The 16,920-nt window shown below is 71.4% G+C and carries 14 protein-coding genes and 1 pseudogene; 10 read left to right on the top strand and 5 right to left on the bottom strand.

Annotation, left to right across the window (positions count from 1 at the left end):
- Together ACFU5O_RS02705 and holA are read left to right on the top strand one after the other, a co-directional pair.
- The gene (locus ACFU5O_RS02705; protein ID WP_384235455.1) at window positions 1–246 is read left to right on the top strand and encodes a hypothetical protein; all 246 of its coding nucleotides are present in this window, start codon (window positions 1–3) and stop codon (window positions 244–246) included.
- Between the two features lie 100 nt (window positions 247–346).
- On the top strand, window positions 347–1,333 hold the full coding sequence (gene holA, locus ACFU5O_RS02700) for a DNA polymerase III subunit delta (RefSeq protein WP_384235452.1): 987 nt from the start codon (window positions 347–349) through the stop codon (window positions 1,331–1,333).
- An 851-nt stretch (window positions 1,334–2,184) separates the two neighbouring features.
- Here holA and rpsT read toward each other — a convergent pair.
- Window positions 2,185–2,451, bottom strand: a complete 267-nt coding sequence (rpsT, locus tag ACFU5O_RS02695) for a 30S ribosomal protein S20 (RefSeq protein ID WP_351567008.1) — start codon at window positions 2,449–2,451, stop codon at window positions 2,185–2,187.
- 208 nt (window positions 2,452–2,659) lie between these two features.
- Here rpsT and lepA point away from each other — a divergent pair, with 208 nt between their 5' ends.
- The 4 genes from lepA (at window position 2,660) to hemW (ending at window position 10,299) form a co-directional block, all read left to right on the top strand.
- On the top strand, window positions 2,660–4,531 hold the full coding sequence (gene lepA / locus ACFU5O_RS02690) for a translation elongation factor 4 (RefSeq protein ID WP_384235449.1): 1,872 nt from the start codon (window positions 2,660–2,662) through the stop codon (window positions 4,529–4,531).
- Window positions 4,532–4,844: 313 nt separating this feature from the next.
- Window positions 4,845–6,734 (top strand): AMP-dependent synthetase/ligase, encoded by a 1,890-nt coding sequence (locus ACFU5O_RS02685; protein ID WP_384235447.1) that lies wholly within the window; start codon window positions 4,845–4,847, stop codon window positions 6,732–6,734.
- 249 nt (window positions 6,735–6,983) lie between these two features.
- Window positions 6,984–8,969 carry a SpoIIE family protein phosphatase gene (locus ACFU5O_RS02680; protein ID WP_384236379.1) on the top strand — a complete coding sequence of 662 codons (1,986 nt, stop codon included), beginning with the start codon at window positions 6,984–6,986 and terminating at the stop codon, window positions 8,967–8,969.
- 97 nt (window positions 8,970–9,066) lie between these two features.
- On the top strand, window positions 9,067–10,299 hold the full coding sequence (gene hemW / locus ACFU5O_RS02675; protein ID WP_384235444.1) for a radical SAM family heme chaperone HemW: 1,233 nt from the start codon (window positions 9,067–9,069) through the stop codon (window positions 10,297–10,299).
- 159 nt (window positions 10,300–10,458) lie between these two features.
- On the opposite strand, the gene ACFU5O_RS02670 is transcribed toward hemW, so the two are convergent.
- Entirely contained in the window at window positions 10,459–11,277 is an 819-nt protein-coding gene (locus ACFU5O_RS02670) for a DUF3097 domain-containing protein (RefSeq protein ID WP_384235441.1), read from the bottom strand.
- 10 nt (window positions 11,278–11,287) lie between these two features.
- Window positions 11,288–12,019 carry an MBL fold metallo-hydrolase gene (locus ACFU5O_RS02665; RefSeq protein ID WP_384235439.1) on the bottom strand — a complete coding sequence of 244 codons (732 nt, stop codon included), beginning with the start codon at window positions 12,017–12,019 and terminating at the stop codon, window positions 11,288–11,290.
- 196 nt (window positions 12,020–12,215) lie between these two features.
- Here ACFU5O_RS02665 and hrcA point away from each other — a divergent pair, with 196 nt between their 5' ends.
- Complete coding sequence (gene hrcA / locus ACFU5O_RS02660) at window positions 12,216–13,232, top strand: heat-inducible transcriptional repressor HrcA (protein WP_384236376.1); 1,017 nt, start codon at window positions 12,216–12,218, stop codon at window positions 13,230–13,232.
- Window positions 13,233–14,369: a molecular chaperone DnaJ gene (dnaJ, locus tag ACFU5O_RS02655; RefSeq protein ID WP_384235436.1), complete on the top strand. Its 1,137-nt coding sequence runs from the start codon at window positions 13,233–13,235 to the stop codon at window positions 14,367–14,369.
- An 89-nt stretch (window positions 14,370–14,458) separates the two neighbouring features.
- On the opposite strand, the pseudogene ACFU5O_RS02650 reads toward dnaJ, so the two are convergent.
- Window positions 14,459–14,612: pseudogene (locus tag ACFU5O_RS02650) on the bottom strand (VOC family protein); the annotation flags it as partial.
- A gap of 112 nt (window positions 14,613–14,724) precedes the next feature.
- On the opposite strand from ACFU5O_RS02650, the gene ACFU5O_RS02645 reads away from it, so the two are divergent.
- Complete coding sequence (locus ACFU5O_RS02645; protein WP_384235434.1) at window positions 14,725–15,798, top strand: nitronate monooxygenase; 1,074 nt, start codon at window positions 14,725–14,727, stop codon at window positions 15,796–15,798.
- A complete protein-coding gene (locus ACFU5O_RS02640) occupies window positions 15,795–16,526 on the top strand; it encodes a 16S rRNA (uracil(1498)-N(3))-methyltransferase (protein ID WP_384235432.1) in 732 nt (243 codons plus the stop codon). The genes ACFU5O_RS02645 and ACFU5O_RS02640 overlap by 4 nt, the downstream gene beginning before the upstream one ends.
- On the opposite strand, the gene ACFU5O_RS02635 is transcribed toward ACFU5O_RS02640, so the two are convergent.
- Window positions 16,497–16,880, bottom strand: coding sequence for a hypothetical protein (locus ACFU5O_RS02635; protein ID WP_384235430.1), 384 nt, complete (start codon window positions 16,878–16,880; stop codon window positions 16,497–16,499). The genes ACFU5O_RS02640 and ACFU5O_RS02635 overlap by 30 nt on opposite strands.
- Between the last annotated feature and the right edge of the window lie 40 nt (window positions 16,881–16,920).

Here is a 16,920-nt window from a genome sequence, read left to right as displayed (position 1 = left end):
GTGGACGATGTGAGACATGTGCTGGTGCTGCCCGACCGCGACGCCGCGGAGGAGGTCGCCGAGGCGGTGGGGGACCGCTTCGGCGTGACCCAGGAGCCCCAGCTGGTCCGGGACGCGCTGGCGGGTGAGGACGACGCCGAGGACGCCCAGTGGCTGGTGGTCGTCGAGGACCCGGAGGGGCGGCTGGACGCGGCCGACCTGGACGATTTCGTCGCGGACTGGGACGGGTGGCGCGAGGCGCCGTAGTACCAGGGGCGCCGGGGCGCCTGTGCCGTGGGCCCGGCAGGCCCCGACCGGCGCCCCGGCGCGTCCGCGGTGTCAGCGCCCCGTGCGATGCTGGACCGCGATGGCCACCAGGAAGAACACCAACGACGATCCCCTCGCTCCCCTCACGCTCGCCGTGGGCCAGGAGGACCTGTTGCTGGACCGCGCCGTGCAGCAGGTCGTGGCGGCGGCCCGGGCCGCCGACGCCGACACGGACGTACGCGACCTCGCTCCGGAGCAGCTGCAGCCAGGCACCCTTGCGGAGTTGACGAGTCCCTCGCTCTTCTCGGAGCGGAAGGTCATCGTCGTGCGCAACGCGCAGGATCTGTCCGCCGACACGATCAAGGACGTCAAGGCCTATCTCGACGCTCCTTTCGAGGAGATCACCCTGGTTCTGCTGCACGCCGGCGGGGCGAAGGGGAAAGGCCTGCTGGATGCGGCACGCAAGGCTGGCGCGCGAGAGGTGGCCTGCCCCAGGACGACCAAGCCTGCGGAGCGGCTGACGTTCGTACGCTCGGAGTTCAGGACGCTCGGGCGTTCCGCCACACCGGAGGCGTGCCAGGCTCTGGTCGATGCCATCGGCAGCGATCTGCGGGAGCTGGCGAGCGCGGTGTCGCAGCTTGTCGCCGACGTCGAGGGCACGATCGACGAGGCCGTCGTCGGCCGGTACTACACGGGGCGTGCGGAAGCCTCCAGCTTCACGGTCGCCGACCGGGCAGTGGAGGGCCGGGCGGCGGAGGCGCTTGAGGCACTGCGGTGGTCCCTGTCGACGGGGGTCGCTCCGGTGCTGATCACCAGTGCGCTGGCCCAGGGGGTGCGCGCGATCGGCAAGCTGTCCTCGGCGCGGGGCGGCCGCCCGGCGGACCTCGCCCGGGAGCTGGGCATGCCGCCTTGGAAGATCGACCGGGTGCGGCAGCAGATGCGCGGCTGGACCCCGGACGGGGTGGCGATGGCCCTGCGGGCGGTGGCGGAGGCGGACGCGGGCGTCAAGGGAGGCGGCGACGATCCGGAGTACGCCCTGGAGAAGGCCGTGGTGACGGTGGCGAGGGCGGCGCGGTTGCGTCGCTGACCGGTGCGGTTCCGGAACCGGGAAACAGATCCTGAGCCCCGGCCGGTCCCACCGGCCCCGGCTCCCGGCCCGCAGACGATCACCGGGACGGTGTGCCCGGCGTCCCCTGACGCGCCACCTTCGCGACGCGCGGCGGCCCTCGCCCCGGTTCCGTCCGCTGTCCCTCGCCGACCGGCCGGGTATGTTCTGCCTGGCCTGGCCTGGCCTGGCCCGGCCCGCCCTGCCTCTGCTCGACCGGCCCCGGCCCGACCCTGTAAGGCCCGGTAAGCGCAGCCCGGCCCGACCCTGTAAGGCCCGGTAGGCCCCGCCCGGCACGGCCCGCCCCTGCTCGGTTCCCCGTGTGCCCGCCCGGAGCGTTACAGCGACAGCCCGAGACCTTGGCGCTGTCGCTGGCCCTCCGGCCCCGCGTCGCCCGCCGAAAGCCCCGGGGCCCTGGCTGCCACCCCTCGGCCCGGCAGTACCTGCCGCCCGGCCGGCCTCGGCAGTCGGCCCCGCCGCCCGGAGCCACCATCGGCCGGAAACTCCGGCACGAGAGCCCAGGCACGAGAGCCCAGGCACCAGAGCCCCTGCATACGTCCAAGCCTGTGCGTGCCTACGCCAAAGGCCCCGTCTCTCCGTCCTGGGGAAGGACGAGGAGACGGGGCCTTGGGTGTTCCGGCCTCAAGCCGGGAAAGTGTTGGGCTCGCACCCGCGTGGCGAACGCAGGCCGCGTGCGAGTCCGGGGTGCCGGGAGGGAGCGGATGAGAGAGGGCCCGCTTGGTCCGTTCCGGCGATCAAGTCACCCGACGTGTCACCCCGTAGGGGTTTCTGCCGGGACCGGGGGTCGCCCCCCGGGGGTGGAGCAAGAGCACTCAGGCCTGGAGAGCGGCAACCTTGGACGCCAGCGCCGACTTCTTGTTGGCGGCGGCGTTCTTGTGGATGACACCCTTCGAGACAGCCTTGTCGAGCTTGCGGGACGCCTCGCGAGCGGCCACGGTGGCCTTCTCGACGTCACCGGCGGCGGCAGCCTCACGGGCCTTGCGGATCGCGGTCTTGAGCGACGACTTGACGGCCTTGTTACGCAGGCGCGCCTTCTCGTTCGTCTTGTTCCGCTTGATCTGGGACTTGATGTTCGCCACGAAAGAGCCTTTTCAGGTTCGATTGATCAATCTCTGACGCGCGTCCCGCACATGAGAGGGCGCGAGACACACAGCTGCCCAGGCTACCAGTCGCCGTCCGACCGGCCCAAACCGAGTCCCGGGCCCCAGCCGTGGGACCATGGAGGCTGCGTATCGATCCGACATCGACCCGAGACGAGCGCTCGGCGCTCAAGAATCAGGACCCTGCGTGCCCGCGACCCCTCTCCATGTGCCCGAGCCGAGCCGTACCGCCCCGGCGCTGATCCGCAACTTCTGCATCATCGCGCACATCGACCACGGCAAGTCGACCCTTGCCGACCGGATGCTCCAGCTGACCGGTGTGGTCGAGCAGCGGCAGATGCGCGCTCAGTACCTCGACCGTATGGACATCGAGCGTGAGCGCGGCATCACGATCAAGTCCCAGGCGGTGCGTCTGCCCTGGGCGCCCACGACGGGCGAGGGCCAGGGCAAGACCCACATCCTCAACATGATCGACACCCCGGGCCACGTGGACTTCACCTATGAGGTGTCCCGTTCGCTCGCCGCCTGTGAGGGCACGGTCCTGCTGGTGGACGCCGCCCAGGGCATCGAGGCTCAGACCCTCGCGAACCTCTATCTCGCGATGGAGAACGACCTCACCATCGTCCCGGTCCTCAACAAGATCGACCTGCCGGCCGCGCAGCCCGAGAAGTTCTCGGAGGAGCTCGCGAACCTCATCGGCTGCGACCCGTCGGACGTTCTGAAGGTCTCGGCCAAGACCGGCGTCGGCGTGGAGGCGCTGCTCGACCGGGTGGTCCAGGACGTTCCCGCCCCGGTCGGTGTCGCGGACGCCCCCGCCCGCGCGATGATCTTCGACTCGGTCTACGACTCCTATCGCGGTGTCGTCACCTATGTACGAGTCGTCGACGGCCAGCTCAACAAGCGCGAGCGCATCCGGATGATGTCGACCGGTGCCACGCACGAGCTGCTGGAGATCGGCACCAACTCCCCGGAGATGCTCGCCGCCGACGGCCTCGGAGTCGGCGAGGTCGGCTACCTCATCACCGGTGTGAAGGACGTCCGCCAGTCCAAGGTCGGTGACACGATCACCCAGCAGACCAAGGGCGCGACAGAGGCGCTCGGCGGTTACAAGGACCCCAAGCCGATGGTGTTCTCCGGCCTGTACCCGCTGGACGGCTCGGACTACCCGGACCTCCGCGAGGCCCTGGACAAGCTCCAGCTCAACGATGCCGCGCTGGTGTACGAGCCGGAGACGTCCGCGGCCCTCGGTTTCGGTTTCCGCGTCGGCTTCCTCGGCCTGCTCCACCTCGATGTGATCCGCGAGCGGCTGGAGCGCGAGTTCGGCCTCGACCTGATCGCGACCGCGCCGAACGTGGTCTACCGGGTGGTCATGGAGGACGGCACTGAGCACACCGTCACCAACCCGAGCGAGTTCCCCGAGGGCAAGATCGCGGAGGTGTACGAGCCCGTCGTACGGGCCACGATCCTCGCCCCGAGCGAGTTCATCGGCTCGATCATGGAGCTGTGCCAGAACCGGCGTGGCGTGCTGCTCGGCATGGACTACCTGTCCGAGGACCGGGTCGAGATCCGCTACACCCTGCCGCTCGCCGAGATCGTCTTCGACTTCTTCGACCAGCTGAAGTCCAAGACGCGTGGCTACGCCTCCCTCGACTACGAGCCCACCGGTGAGCAGGACGCGTCGCTCGTCAAGGTCGACATCCTGCTGCACGGTGACAAGGTCGACGCGTTCTCCGCGATCACCCACAAGGATCAGGCGTACGCCTACGGCGTGCGGCTTGTGGCCAAGCTCAAGGAGCTCATCCCGCGGCAGGCCTTCGAAGTGCCCGTCCAGGCGGCCATCGGCTCCCGGGTCATCGCCCGCGAGACGATCCGCGCCATCCGCAAGGACGTCCTTGCCAAGTGCTACGGCGGCGACATCTCCCGGAAGAGGAAGCTGCTGGAGAAGCAGAAGGAGGGCAAGAAGCGGATGAAGATGGTCGGTTCTGTGGAGGTTCCGCAGGAGGCCTTCATCGCGGTGCTGTCCAGCGACGACTCCGCCGGCGGCAAGACGAAGAAGTAGCACCGGCAGGCGACGAGGAAGAACGGTCCTGGACGGGCGGAGGATCTGCGCAGAAGTGATCGAAGCGGAAGCGCCCCTCGTAGCTCAGAAGCACCAAGCGCCCCTGTTTGTCTGATGTGCCCCACAGGCCCCCGTGTCCCCGGCGCGGGGGCCTGTTCGTTATGAAGCGGCAGCCTGCAGCCTCTTACGTGGGGGAGCACGGACCTCTAACCTGACAACGCCCGACGGGTTACTCGTGAGTTAAACAAAGGTGACCCGTCGCGCAATCAGCCAGTCATGCAGCAACGCCGCAGCAGCAGGCCCGGAGGATGTCGTGAGCGACACACAGACCCTGATCGAGAACCGACCGCCCTCCGTGGCGAATCTCTTCGTCCAGCGCGTGGCGGCGACTCCCGATGCGGAGGCGTACCGCTACCCGGTGCCCTCGGCCGGCGGCCAGGGCCCTGACGAATGGAAGTCGCTCAGCTGGGGCGAAGCCGCCGAGCGGGTGTATGCGATCGCGGCCGGACTGATCGAACTGGGGGTACGGTCCGAGGAGCGCGTGGCGCTCGCCTCCGCCACCCGGGTGGAGTGGATCCTGGCCGACCTCGGCATCCTCTGCGCGGGCGCGGCCACCACGACCGTGTACCCGCAGACCAACGCCGAGGAGTCCGCCTACATCCTCGCCGACTCCGAGAGCCGCGTCCTTGTCGCGGAGGACGCCGCCCAGCTGGCCAAGGCCCGCGAGAGGCGCGCCGAGCTTCCGAACCTCCAGCACGTCGTCGTGATCGACTCCGCCGCCGCCGTGCCGGCCGAGGGCGACCCCGAGGGCTGGGTGGTCTCCCTGGCCGACCTGGAAGCCCGCGGCGCCGAGTACCTCGCCAAGCATCCGAGCGCGGTCAAGGAGCGCGTCGAGGCGATCACCTCCGTACAGCTCGCCACCCTCATCTACACCTCGGGCACCACGGGCCGCCCCAAGGGTGTCCGCCTGCCGCACGACAACTGGTCGTACATGGCCAAGGCCATCGCCGCGACCGGTCTTGTGACGAAGGACGACGTGCAGTACCTGTGGCTGCCCCTCGCCCACGTCTTCGGCAAGGTGCTGACCTCCGGTCAGATCGAGGTCGGGCATGTCACGGCGGTCGACGGCCGCGTCGACAAGATCATCGAGAACCTGCCGGTCGTGCAGCCGACGTACATGGCCGCCGTGCCCCGCATCTTCGAGAAGGTCTACAACGGCGTCGCGGCCAAGGCCCGGGCCGGTGGCGCCGCCAAGTACAAGATCTTCCAGTGGGCGGCCGGGGTCGCGCGGGCGTACGCCAAGGAGGCCCAGGACAACTTCCGCCGCACCGGCACCGCATCGGCCTCCTTCGGCCTCACCGCCAAGCACAAGGTCGCCGACGCCCTCGTCTACTCCAAGCTCCGCGAGGCCTTCGGCGGCAGGCTGCGCGCCGCCGTCTCCGGCTCGGCCGCGCTCGCCCCCGAGATCGGTTTCTTCTTCTCGGGCGCCGGTATCCACATCCTGGAGGGGTACGGCCTCACGGAGTCCAGCGCCGCCTCCTTCGTCAACCCCGGCGAGGCGTACCGCACCGGCACGGTCGGCAAGCCCTTCCCCGGCACCGAGGTCCGCATCGCCGACGACGGCGAGATCCTGCTGCGCAGCCCGGGCATCATGGAGGGCTACCACAAGCTTCCGGAGAAGACCGCCGAAGTCCTGGAGTCCGACGGCTGGTTCCACACCGGCGACATCGGCGAGCTGTCGGAGGACGGCTACCTGCGGATCACCGACCGCAAGAAGGACCTCATCAAGACGTCGGGCGGCAAGTACATCGCTCCCGCCGAGGTCGAGGGCCAGTTCAAGGCGGTCTGCCCCTTCGTCTCCAACATCCTGGTCCACGGCGCCGACCGGAACTTCTGCACCGCCCTGATCGCTCTCGACGAGCCCGCCATCCTCGGCTGGGCCAAGGAGAACGGCCTCGGTGGCAAGTCCTATGCCGAGGTCGTCGCCGCTCCGCAGACCGAGCAGTTCATCGAGGGCTATGTGAAGCGCCTCAACGAGGGCCTGCAGCGCTGGCAGACCATCAAGAAGTTCCGTCTGCTGCCGCGTGACCTGGACGTCGAGCACGGCGAACTGACGCCCAGCCTGAAGCTGAAGCGACCAGTCGTGGAGCGCGAGTACAAGCACCTCATCGAGTCCATGTACGGAGGGTCGCGCGAGGCGTAACCGCTCCGGGCCGGCACCCGCCGGGCCACCTGACGCGTGCCGCGGGCGCGACGAGGACTCCTCGTCGCGCCCGCAGCACATTTCACGCCCCCCGCGCCGCAGAATTCGTTCTTCCGAGTGTGGGCATATCGGGCACTTCGATGACTCCATGCTTATGCGCGAGCTCGGTCTGTCACTCTGTCCGTGTCGTCAGTCGTCCACGGAGCAACGCCAGAACCGGACAGGAGCCGCAGCGTGGGGTCCGTTCCGATGCAGCAGGAGACCACCCACCGGTCCGTTCACCTGCTCCCGCAGCGCGGCAGTGTCAGAGCCGCGGCGCGCACCAGCCTGCCCGGCAGCCCGCCGGCCGCCTCGGCGGCGCGGCGGTTTCTGCGGGCGGCGCTCGCCGAGTGGACGCGACTGGGGATGGTCGCCACGCGCGGGGCGGATCAGCTGGCAGACGACGCCGTGGTGGTCGTGAGCGAACTCGTGACGAACGCCGTCGTGCATGCGGGAACCACCGTGGAGGTGCTCGTACGCCTGGACGCCGCGAGCGAGGACGACCCCGCGTCACTGGTCGTCGAGGTGTCGGACCGCCATCCGGCGCGGCCGGTACGCAGCGAGCCGCCCGACCCGGGAGCGGCGTCCGGTGAGCCGGAGTACGGCCGGGGGCTGCAGCTCGTGACGGCGCTGGCCGCGTCCTGGGGGATCACGTACCGGCCCGGGCTCAAGGCGGTCTGGGCGCGGCTCGCGCTCGACGGCTGCGGTCCCGCGGGGCCGGGAGTCGCGCCGCGGGGACCCAGGGCCGCCGAGAGCCCCCCGCCCGCGCCACGCAGGGCCCTGCGCGACGACCGGGACTGGACGGGGCGCGGGGCGCTGTCGTTCCTCGCTGAGGCGTCCGATCTCCTCGCCGGGCAGCTCGACGAGGAGATGGTGACGGCGCTGGCCGGGCAGCTGCTGGTGCCACGGCTCGCGGACTGGTGCGCGATCTGGCTGGACGCCGAGGCGGCCGGTCCCGAGCCCCGGCTGGCCAGGGTCTGGCATGCCGACGAGTCCGCGATCGAGGGCCTGCGTACGGCCCTGGTCAAGGAGCCGCCGCGGTTACCGCAAGAGGCCCGCAGCGCGGCTGTGACCGTCCCCGTCGCCCGGCCCGGGTACGAGGGGGACACCGAGAGCGGCGACAATGGCGCGGGAGTGGAAGGCGGCGGCGCAGCAAGCGACGAAGGCGCGGCAAGGGAAGGCCGGGAAACCGCACAAGGCGCGGCAGGGAACGCCCTCGCCTTCCGGCTGACCGCCGGCGCGCGCCCCCTCGGCATCCTGCTGCTCGGCCGTGAAGGGCTGCCGGGCGCGGGAGTCTCCGACGAAGCGACCGCGCTGATCGAGGACTTCGCCCGCCGGGTGGGCCTCGCCATCGGCGCCGCCCGCGCCTACGCCCGGCAGGCCACCATCAGCCGGGTCCTGCAGCGCGGGCTGCTGCCCGCCCAGGTCGCGCAGATCCCCGGTGTCGACAGCTCACTCGTCTACGAGCCCAGCGACGAGGGCCTCGCGGGCGGCGACTTCTACGACATCTTCCCGGCCGGCAGCGGCGGGCGCTGGTGCTTCATGCTCGGCGACGTGCAGGGCAGCGGTCCGGAAGCCGCCGTCGTCACCGGCCTCGCCCGCCCCTGGCTGCGTCTGCTCGCGCGCGAGGGATACCAGGTGGGCGAGGTGCTCGACCGTCTCAACGGCCTGCTCCTCGACGACGCCATGGAGGCGGCAGAGGCTGCCGCGCTCATGGTCGCGGGCCCCGGCTCGCGCACCGGCTCTGGCCCCGAGGACGGCCCGCACGACGGCCCGCAGTCACGCTTCCTCTCGCTCCTGTACGGGGAGCTCACCCCGCTCCCGGGCGGTGGCGGGGTCCGCTGCACCCTCGCCTGCGCCGGCCACCCGCTGCCTCTTCTGCTCCGGCCCGACGGCACGGTCCGCCCCGCGGCCGCCTCCCAGCTGCTCCTCGGGGTCGTGGAAGGCGCCGCGTACGAGAGCCAGACCTTCGACCTCGAGCCCGGAGACACACTGCTCTGCGTCACCGACGGGGTCACGGAGCGGCGCTCCGGCCCGCTGATGTTCGACGACTCCGACGGGCTGGCGCGGGCACTCGCGGACTGCGCCGGGCTCACCGCGCAGGGGGTGGCAGACCGCATACGGCAGGCCGTGCACACCTTCGCGGAGGCCCCTCCCGGCGACGATCTGGCGCTGCTGGTGCTCCAGGCACGCTGACGGGTCCGGTCCGGTGCGGTCCGGTACGGCCGACGGGTGGCGGGTGGCGGGTGGCGGGTGGCGGGTGGCGGGTGGCGGGTGGCGGACAATGGTCCGTATGCCTTCCGTACTGCCTGATGGTGAGCCCATGCCCGAGGACGGGGCCCTGCCCCCGTCCGCCCTCGCGGGCGCGGGCGACCGGCCCCTCGGGTTCTATCTGCACGTCCCGTACTGCGCGACGCGCTGCGGCTACTGCGATTTCAACACCTACACGGCGACCGAGCTGCGTGGCAGCGGCGGTGTGCTGGCCTCCCGCGACAACTACGCGGACACGCTGATCGAGGAGATCCGGCTCGCCCGCAAGGTCCTCGGGGACGATCCGCGCCCGGTCAGGACCGTCTTCGTCGGCGGTGGTACGCCGACGCTGCTCGCCGCCGCCGATCTCGTACGGATGCTCGGGGCGGTGCGGGAGGAGTTCGGCCTGGCGGACGACGCGGAGGTCACGACGGAGGCGAACCCGGAGTCCGTGGACCCCGCGTATCTGGCGGAGCTGCGCGCCGGAGGCTTCAACCGGGTGTCCTTCGGGATGCAGAGTGCCCGGCAGCACGTGCTGAAGGTGCTCGACCGCACGCACACTCCCGGGCGCCCCGAGGCGTGTGTCGCCGAGGCGAGGGCGGCGGGCTTCGAGCATGTGAACCTCGACCTGATCTACGGCACGCCGGGGGAGAGCGACGACGACTGGCGGGCCTCGCTGGACGCCGCGATCGGGGCGGGGCCGGACCATGTGAGCGCGTACGCCTTGATCGTCGAGGAGGGCACGCAGCTCGCCCGGCGGATCCGGCGCGGCGAGGTGCCGATGACGGACGACGACGTGCACGCCGACCGGTACCTGATCGCCGACGAGGTGCTGTCCGGGGCGGGCTTCGACTGGTACGAGGTCTCGAACTGGGCCACGTCGGAGGCCGGACGGTGCCTGCACAACGAGCTGTACTGGCGCGGCGCCGACTGGTGGGGCGCGGGCCCCGGCGCGCACAGCCATGTGGGCGGCGTGCGCTGGTGGAACGTGAAGCACCCCGGTGCCTATGCGGCGGCGCTCGGGGAGGGGCGCTCCCCCGGGGCCGGGCGGGAGGTCCTGCCGGACGAGGACCGGCGGGTGGAGCGGGTGCTGCTGGAGCTGCGGCTGCGCGAGGGGGTGCCGTTGTCGCTCCTCGAGCCGCAGGGGCTGGCGGCGTCGCGGCGCGCCCTGGCGGACGGGCTGCTCGAGCCCGGGCCGTACGAGGAGGGCCGGGCGGTGCTGACGCTGCGCGGACGGCTGCTGGCGGACGCGGTGGTCCGGGACCTGGTGGACTGAGGCGACCGCCCGATGTCCCCGCGGTGGCGGGGACCGGGCCCCGGCGGCGACGGCGCGCCGCGCCCGTCAGGCCCACGGACCCAGCAGCAGAGCGCGGATGGCCCGGACGCGTCGGGCGGGAAGCGGGAACCGCCCGGCAGCGGCCGACCGCCTGCCTCGCTAGCGCCCCGCGCTCTCTCCGGTCGCGGTGACGTGATCGATCAGTTCCTCCACCCGCCCCAGCAGCGCCGGCTCCAGGTCCTTGTAGCTCGTCACCCTCGACAGGATGTGCTGCCAGGCCGCGCCCGTGTTGTCGGACCATCCCAGGGCGCGGCAGACGCCCGTCTTCCAGTCCTGGCCGCGCGGCACGGACGGCCAGGCCGCGATGCCGAGCGAGGACGGCTTCACGGCCTCCCAGATGTCGATGTACGGATGGCCCACCACCAGCACGTGCGGATCGGTGACGGATGCCGCGATGCGGGACTCCTTGGAGCCGGGGACCAGGTGGTCCACGAGCACGCCGAGGCGGGCGTCCGCCGCCGGGGCGAAGTCCGCGACGACGGCAGGGAGGTCGTCGATGCCCTCGAGGTACTCGACGACCACGCCCTCGATGCGGAGGTCGTCGCCCCAGACCTTCTCGACCAGCTCCGCGTCGTGGCGTCCCTCCACGTAGATGCGGCCGGCGCGGGCGACCCGGGCCCGTGCGCCGGGCACGGTGACCGAGCCGGAGGCCGTGCGGGTGGGCCGCGGCGGAGCGGCGGAAGGGCGGACCAGGGTGACGGTCCTGCCCTCCAGCAGGAATCCGCGGGCTTCCATCGGGAACACCCTGTGCTTGCCGAAGCGGTCCTCCAGCGTCACCGTCCCCGCCTCGCAGCGGATCACCGCGCCGCAGAAGCCCGTCGTGACCTCCTCGACGACGAGACCGGGCTCGGCCGGAACCTCGGGCGCCGCGGCCGGCTTCTTCCAGGGCGGGGTCAGGTCAGGGCTGTAGCTGCGCATTGGGCAGACGCTACGACACCCCGAACCGCCGGGCCAGTTCATCCCGTTGGGCGCGTACGAAAGCGGCGTCCACCGCCGCGCCGTGCCCCGGTACGTAGACCGCGTCGTCCCCGCCGAGCGCGAGCAGCCGGTCCAGCGCGGCAGGCCAGCGACCGGGTATCGAGTCCGGGCCGGCCTGGGGCTCGCCCGACTCCTCGACCAGGTCCCCGCAGAAGACGATCTCCGGTTCGGCGGCGGTGCGCGGTACGAGCGCGACGAGGTCGTGTCCCGAGTGGCCGGGCCCGGCGTTCGCCAGCAGGACCTGTCGACCACCGAGGTCCAGGGTCCACTCGCCGCAGACGACATGCTTCGGGGGGACCAGCACGTCCGTGGCGAGTGCGGCCTCGGAGGGCGCCACACCGTGGCGGACGGCGTCCTCGCGCAGCACGTCCCGGTCCCGCACGAGCAGCTGGTCGACGCCCACCGCGCCGTACACCCGTGCTCCCGAGAAGGCCGCCGTACCGAGAACATGGTCGAAATGCGGATGGCTGAGAGCGATATGGGTCACACGCCGGCCGCCGACGAGGGACTGGATCTGGGTGCGCAGTTCGGCTCCCTCGCGGAGCGTCGCGCCCGTGTCGTACAGGAACACCGACTCGTCCCCGACCACCACGCCGGCCGTCGCGTCCCAGACGGGCAGGCGCCGCCGCCCGACACCGTCACCGAGCCGTTCCCAGCCGACGTCTTCCCAATCGATGTCCATAAGGCGACGCTATCCCCGGGCAACCAGCGACGTCTCGCCGGTCACGGCGCTGTACCGTGACCGGTTCGCCGTCCGGTCGGCCTTGCTAGGGGCGTACCCACCCGCCGTACACTGGCCGGGGAATGCTGGCACTCCGAGGAGGTGAGTGCCAGGTCACACCGGACCCGCCGATGAATCACAGCTGGAGGTGCGCACGGTGCTCAGCGAACGCAGACTCGAGGTCCTGCGCGCCATCGTCCAGGACTATGTCGGTACGGAGGAGCCCGTGGGCTCCAAGGCCCTCACCGAGCGGCACAAGCTGGGTGTGTCACCGGCCACCGTGCGCAACGACATGGCGGTGCTGGAGGAGGAAGGGTTCATCGCCCAGCCCCACACCAGCGCCGGCCGGATTCCGACGGACAAGGGCTACCGCCTGTTCGTGGACAGGCTCGCGGGCGTCAAGCCGCTGTCGTCGCCCGAACGGCGCGCGATCCAGAACTTCCTCGACGGCGCCGTGGACCTCGACGACGTGGTGGCCCGCACGGTACGGCTGCTCGCGCAGCTGACCCGGCAGGTCGCGGTCGTGCAGTACCCCTCGCTGACCCGCTCGACCGTGCGGCACGTGGAGCTTCTGGCACTTGCCCCGGCACGGCTGATGCTCGTGCTGATCACGGACACGGGCCGGGTCGAGCAGCGGCATGTGGACTGCCCGGCGCCGTTCGGCGAGACTTCGCTCGCGGATCTGCGGGCCCGGCTGAACAGCCGGGTGGTGGGCAGGCGCTTCACGGACGTGCCGCAGCTGGTGCAAGATCTTCCCGAGTCGTTCGAGGCGGACGACCGGGGCACGGTCTCGACGGTGCTCTCGATCCTCCTCGAGACACTGGTGGAGGAGACCGAGGAGCGGCTGATGATCGGCGGCACCGCCAATCTGACGCGCTTCGGCCACGACTTCCCGCTGACGATCCGGCCCGTGCTGGAGGCGCTGGAGGAGCAGGTCGTCCTGCTGAAGCTGCTCGGTGAGGCCAAGGACTCCGGCATGACCGTACGGATCGGGCACGAGAACGCCCACGAGGGACTCAACTCCACGTCCGTCGTCGCGGTCGGCTACGGTTCGGGCGACGAGGCAGTCGCCAAACTCGGCGTGGTCGGACCGACCCGCATGGACTACCCCGGAACGATGGGAGCGGTACGCGCAGTGGCACGTTACGTCGGACAGATCCTGGCGGAGTCGTAAGTGGCCACCGATTACTACGCCGTACTCGGCGTACGCCGCGACGCGTCCCAGGACGAGATCAAGAAGGCTTTCCGGCGGCTGGCGCGGGAACTCCACCCGGATGTGAATCCGGACCCGAAGACGCAGGAGCGCTTCAAGGAGATCAACGCCGCCTACGAGGTGCTGTCGGACCCGCAGAAGAAGCAGGTCTACGACCTCGGAGGCGACCCGCTGTCCGCAGGAGGCGGGGGCGGCGCCGGAGGCTTCGGCGCGGGCGGCTTCGGGAACTTCTCGGACATCATGGACGCCTTCTTCGGTACGGCGTCCCAGCGCGGGCCCAGGTCGCGGACGCGGCGCGGGCAGGACGCGATGATCCGGCTGGAGGTCGAGCTCAGCGAGGCGGCCTTCGGCACGACGAAGGACATCCAGGTCGACACGGCCGTCGTCTGTACGACGTGCTCGGGCGAGGGTGCAGCGCCCGGTACGTCCGCCCAGACGTGTGACATGTGCCGGGGCCGCGGTGAGGTCTCGCAGGTCACCCGCTCCTTCCTGGGCCAGGTCATGACCTCCCGGCCGTGCCCGCAGTGCCAGGGCTTCGGGACCGTGGTCCCGACCCCGTGCCCGGAGTGCGCCGGCGACGGGCGGGTGCGTTCCCGCCGGACCCTGACGGTGAAGATCCCCGCCGGTGTCGACAACGGCACCCGCATCCAGCTCGCGGGCGAGGGCGAGGTCGGGCCCGGTGGCGGTCCCGCCGGTGACCTGTACGTGGAGATCCACGAGCTGCCGCACCACATGTTCCAGCGGCGCGGCGACGATCTGCACTGCACGGTGACCATCCCCATGACGGCGGGCGCCCTCGGCACGAAGGTGCCGCTGGAGACGCTCGACGGGATGGAGGAGGTCGACATCCGTCCGGGCACGCAGTCGGGCCAGTCGATCCCGCTGCACGGGCGCGGTGTCACGCACCTGCGGGGCGGGGGCCGCGGTGACCTCATCGTGCATGTCGAGGTCCAGACGCCGTCGAAGCTGGATCCCGAGCAGGAGAGGCTGCTGCGGGAGTTCGCGAAGCTGCGCGGTGAGGAACGGCCGATGGGGCAGTTCCAGCCGGGGCAGCAGGGATTGTTCTCCCGTCTGAAGGACGCGTTCAACGGCAGGTGAGGGGCTCGCCCCTCAGGGCTCAGAGCTTGCCGCAGTGGTGAGCGAGGGCGGGGGCTTCCCCGCCCTCCCCGCCCTCCTGCACCCCGTGCTCAGCGGTGCCCCAGCACATCGACGACCTGGCCGTCGGGGTCCCGGACGAAGAACCGGCGCACTCCCCACTCCTCGTCCTGCAACGGGTGCACGATCTCCGCACCGTTCTCCCCGCATGACGGCGTAGGCGGCGTCCACATCGTCCAGGGGTACTACGGCACACGAGCCCTCGCCCACACTTTCGCGGCATGTCCTGATTCTCGCGGGCGTCCCGGGGCGGAAGCCGGGATTCGGCCACGGCGCCGGGACATGGCACCATGCGGGCATGTCCTCCGCACTGACCGATCTCTGTCGTCATCCGATCGTGCAGGCCCCCATGGCGGGCGGCGCTTCCTGCCCCGAACTGGCCGCCGCCGTGAGCGAGGCGGGCGGCCTGGGGTTCCTGGCCGCGGGGTACAAGACCGCGGACGGGATGTACCAGGAGATCAAACAGGTGCGCGGGCTCACCGGGCGGCCGTTCGGGGTCAACCTGTTCATGCCGCAGCCGCAGTACGCCGACGCCGCGGCCGTCGATGTGTACCGGCATCAGCTCGCGGGTGAGGCGACCTGGTACGACACTCCCCTCGGCGATCCTGAGGCCGGACGGGACGACGGCTACGAGGCCAAGCTGGCCATCCTGCGCGACGACCCCGTGCCCCTGGTGTCGTTCACGTTCGGATGCCCCACCCGGAGCGCCGTCGCCGCTCTCAAGCGCGCCGGAACGCTCATCGTCGTCACCGTCACCACACCCGAAGAGGCCCAGGCCGCCCAGCACGCGGGTGCCGACGCGGTCTGTGTGCAGGGCATCGAGGCCGGAGGCCACCAGGCCACGCACCGGGACGACCCCGCGTCCGACGGGTCCGGCACGGGGCTGCTCGCCCTGGTCCCGCAGATCCGGGAGACCGTGCAGCTCCCCGTCATAGCGACCGGAGGCCTGATGCGCGGCAGCCAGATCGCCGCCGTCCTCGCCGCCGGAGCCGATGCCGCCCAGCTCGGCACCGCGTTCGTCGTCTGCCCCGAGTCCGGGGCGAACGCCCTGCACAAGCAGGCCATGACCAATCCGCTGTTCACCAGGACGGAACTGACCCGCGCCTTCTCCGGCCGCCCCGCCCGCGGGCTCGTCAACCGCTTCATGAGCGAGCACGGACCGTACGCGCCCGCCGCCTACCCCGAGGTGCACCACCTCACCTCCGGTCTGCGCAAGGCCGCCGCGAAGGCGGGTGACCCGCAGGGCATGGCGCTCTGGGCCGGCCAGGGCCATCGCATGGCCCGCGAACTGCCCGCCGGACAGCTCGTCGAGGTCCTCGCCGCCGAACTGGGCGCCGCGAGCGCCGCCCTCGCTCTGAGGAACGGCTCATGACCGCGCCCGTCTTCCTCGTCGACCACGTCCACGCGGGCACCGTCACCCTCGACGGGCCGGAGGGCCGGCACGCCGTTTCCGTACGCCGCCTGCGCGTCGGCGAGGAGATCGTGCTGACCGACGGCCACGGCACCGGCGCCTACGGGACCGTCGCCGCGGTCGAGGGCAAGGACCGCCTCGACGTCACCGTCACCGAGCTTCGCGAGGAGCCGGAGCCCGCGCCCCGTATCAGCGTCGTGCAGGCGCTCCCCAAGGGCGATCGCGGTGAAGTCGCCGTCGAGACCATGACCGAGACCGGCGTCGACGCCATCGTGCCCTGGGCGGCTTCCCGCTGCATCACCCAGTGGAAGGGCGACCGCGGCGCCAAGTCCCTCGCCAAGTGGCGTGCCACCGCACGCGAGGCGGGCAAGCAGTCACGCCGCCTCCGCTTCCCGGAGGTCGCGGACGCGGCGACGACCAGGCAGGTCGCCCAGTTGATCGCCGGAGCCGACTTCGCCGCGGTCCTCCACGAGGAGGGCGCAGAGCCCCTCGCCGGCGCCCCGCTCCCCGCGACCGGTGACATCGTGCTCGTGGTGGGTCCCGAAGGGGGCGTGTCACCAGAGGAGTTGGCCGCCTTCGCGCAGGCGGGGGCGAAGCCGTACCGCCTCGGCCGGAGCGTACTGCGCACCTCCACGGCGGGTACCGCCGCGTCGGCGCTGCTACTGGGGCGTACCGGCCGCTGGTCCTGACCCGAGGTCCCTGACGATCGCGTCGAAAAGCGGCCACCCGTCGGCCTCCGCCATGCCGTGGGCGTCCGGCAGCAGCCCGCGTGAGCCGGCCTCCTCGAGGAACCGGAGCACGACACCCGGCTCGTGCAGATTCAGGGTGTTGTCGTGCGCGTCGCCGAGCAGACCGGACGACCGGTACGCCCCGGCGACCGGACGGCCCGCGCCTGCGCGGAACACCAACCGCAACTGGGCGTGCCGGGCGTCCGCGCGACGCACGGTCAGGATCTCGTGGCATTCCGGGTGCAGATGCCCCACCGACCACAGCCATACCGTCCGGCCCACGGTCAGCCGCCGTGGTACGCGCGCCCGTCTCATGTCCCCACCGTACGGGGCACCTTGTGGCCGCAACTGGTCT

The organism is Streptomyces sp. NPDC057445 (genome assembly GCF_042802855.1).
Taxonomy (GTDB): Bacteria; Actinomycetota; Actinomycetes; order Streptomycetales; family Streptomycetaceae; genus Streptomyces.
The sequence above is the reverse complement of the archived record's forward strand: the minus strand, read 5'-3'. Positions and strand labels throughout refer to the sequence as shown.